Annotated in this window: 1 protein-coding gene; it reads right to left on the bottom strand. The window is 52.7% G+C overall.

Translation table 11 applies throughout. From position 1 onward, the window contains the following. Positions 1 to 21: 21 nt before the first annotated feature. On the bottom strand, positions 22 to 3,166 hold a 3,145-nt coding region (locus tag A918_RS19455; RefSeq protein WP_022709949.1), incomplete at its 5' end, for a TonB-dependent receptor domain-containing protein.

The raw sequence follows: 3,166 nt of genomic DNA, 5'->3' as shown, positions 1-3,166 counted from the left end.
GGGCGGGGGCTTTTGAGTTTGTCAGAACCGGTAATTCACACCGATTTTGAATGTATGAAAATCGAGCGAATTGGATGCTTTGCGTCCGTTTCTAACACTCGACGATCCTTCATGCTTGACGGTCTCATAGATCGCTTTTTCATAAGGCTCACAATATTGCGGAAACTGAGTGCAAAAGTCGGCCATGCCCGGCTGTTTTGACGGGTCAACAATCTCAACACCAGTCTTTTCCTGTGTTTCCCAGTCACGCATGATACCGGCACGGGCATTTTTAAAGTTGAAATTGGTTTTGCCGAAACGTGTGTAGGAATAATCCGCCATCACCGACCACCGGTCATTCATGGCATATTCAACCCCGCCGCCGGCTGTCCAGCCGAAGCGTGTTGCTTTCTCCTTTTCAGTCAGCGCAATTTCTGTGACCTTGTCAGAACTGTCTGCACTGACACGATATTGCTCGCGCGACTGGCTCTCGCGGGCAAAGGCCACACCGCCACTGCCGTAAAGCATCCATTTATTGTCAAAAGCATAGCCGAGTTTACCGCGCACAGCGGCAGTCCAGTCAATGTCATAGAGGGTCTGCGCCTGCACATTGCCGGTACCGGCAAAATCGCCCTCTGTTGTGCGGGCTTTATGTGCAACATTCAGATAGGTTTTGCTCCAGTCTGCACCGATGCCGAGCACCACGCGGTTTGGCAATTGCCAGTTATAACCGGCCTGCACACCAAACAACCCGCTATCCATGCCGAAATCAGCGGATTCCGTTGCCGCAATCGCATTGGATGTGCCGTCGAGAGCGGTTGTGTTGCCCCATGTGCGGCCAAAAACACCACCTGCATGGGCACCGGCATAAAGGCCTGTCCAGTCAATCGGAGCGCCTTCAACCGTTGGACGCCGTGTCAGGAAGGACGGCAGAGACGGCAATTGCTGTTCACCGCCGATGTCGGCTGTGAGACTGGCATAGAAGGTACGACCCGGACCCGGCTGCGTCACAAGCCCCAGAGGATCAATGTAGAATTTATCAAACACATTCTCGACGCGGAATGCCGCTGTCAGATTGTCAGTGATTTTATATTCTGCAAACAGATCAACAAGCGCATAGGGTTTCCAGAGCACCGGTGTGATGAATTCAGATGCGCCTTGTGCCGTCACATCGCCATGACCGATAGCACGCGGCCCCGTATAGGAGACACGACCGCCGAGCATCAGCCGTTCTTCCAGCAGTTTCTGCGACAGGGTCAGGTCAACCGAATATTTGGGCTGCACATGGTTGGTGGCATAATCACCATAAAGGCTCTTACCGTCGCAACTCTCGGATGTCCGGCAATATTCAACATTCAGATAATAATTGGCTGCCAGATCAGCTGTGAAACCGTCCAGCTCATAGCGACCGGAAAATTCCAGACCGGAAAACTTCGCACGGTGGATATTGCCGATATTCAGGGCAAAATTGCTCGGATTTTTAGTGTCATATACAATATTGCGCGAGATGTAGTTTTTAACATCCCAGTTGAAGTAACCGAGCTTCAGCATACCCGTATCTTCATCGGCAAGCAGGCCGTTACGGACGACATTGGTGCCGATTTCCCAGTTGCTGGAACGCTCCGGTTTTACATCTGTATTTGCGGTAACGCTGTTAAATGCGGAAACGGATTCAATAATGCTCGGCGCGCGCAGCGTATTGGAATAATTGACATAGAACTGGGTCTGTTCCCACGGTTCAAAAGTCAGACCGACAGACGGGCTGAAACCACCGTCATTGGTTCTGGAACCCTGTCCCTTTGCATTATTAATCTGATTGCGCTCATAGGGGTCGAAACGGTCTTTCGACCAGAAATGCGAATAGCGCAAACCACCATTCACAGTAAGCCAGTCAACAGGCTTATAAGCAGCCTTCGTATAAGCCGCGACTTCATGGCGGATCGCATCGCGCGGTGTCATCCAGCCTTCCAGAGCTGCGGAATGTTCACTGCCGCGTGTATCTTCCACACGGAAAGATGTGCCGTAAGTCAAATCCAGATCGCCTGCATCAAACGTGAAAGCGGATTTGTTCTGGATATCCCCGCCCCACATATCACTGTCAGATCCGACACGGAAATCGGCAGGCAGGCCGATCCCTCCCGGTGTAACACCACGCCCGCCGCGTACCGGATTACGCAATTGCAGATGCGTCCAGTAGAGATTGGCACGCAGATCAATCAGCTCATTGTCTTCCGGCTTCCAGTTATAACGCGCAGTCACCGTGTCGAGACTGGTTCCTGCGGTTTGCTTTTGCTGTATCGACTGGTCTTTAATGCCGCTCAAGCGTGAGGCGAGCCTGTCACCGGCCTCGCTGCGATAGCCCATATAGCCGAGCTGCAATTCATGATCGTCCGCAAAACGGGCATTGAGTTTTGCCAGCCATGACTCGGTTTCCAGCTGGGTGTTGAGTATTTCCTCACCCGGACGGTAATTGGTCAGCCCCTGATTGGCATAATATTCGTTCCAGTAATTGCTCGGGCTTCTGGGTGTGCAATTAATGGCAACCATTGAATTGCAATAAGGCTGTTTGCCCAGATTGACCGGATCGGCAGCTGCGGAGCCACGCGTTCCTGCGTGATAATTACCCTGTTTACGCCGTGCATAACCGGCCAGAACATCTATGGCATCGCCTTTATAGGCGCCGACAATACTGCCGGAAGCGGATGTCGGAGACAGGAATGACGGTCTGTCCAAACCGTCTTTTGAACCGACAGGAGCTTTCATTGCATCCCACGGCGCATAGGGCCACTGATAACCGCTGAGAGCGCCGGCCAGCGGTTTGGATGTGTTGCCGCCAATGCCGCCTTTAACGCGGATACCCCAGTGATTACCGTCTTTAACAATATCATCCACGCCGACAGTGCGCATGCTGACAGAACCGGCATTGCCCCATGAAGCGGTGTCCGCCCCCTTGTTGATTTCCACGCCGGCAATAAAATCAGGATCAACAAAGGTGCGGTTGGAAACACCCTGATAGCCCTGATAGACGGTGACGGAGTTTTCAGCGCCGTCAATGGTTGTGGATACACGCCCCATGCCTTGCATACCGCGAATATTGACATCAATTGATCCTGCACCATTGCGGGCTTCACCGGATTTGACACCGGGTGTGCCACGGAACATATCCGCAGGGCTGGAACCGCGATAA

The organism is Pseudochrobactrum sp. AO18b (genome assembly GCF_000409565.1).
Taxonomy (GTDB): domain Bacteria; phylum Pseudomonadota; class Alphaproteobacteria; order Rhizobiales; family Rhizobiaceae; genus Pseudochrobactrum; species Pseudochrobactrum saccharolyticum.
This window is presented reverse-complemented; position numbering and strand designations above follow the sequence as displayed.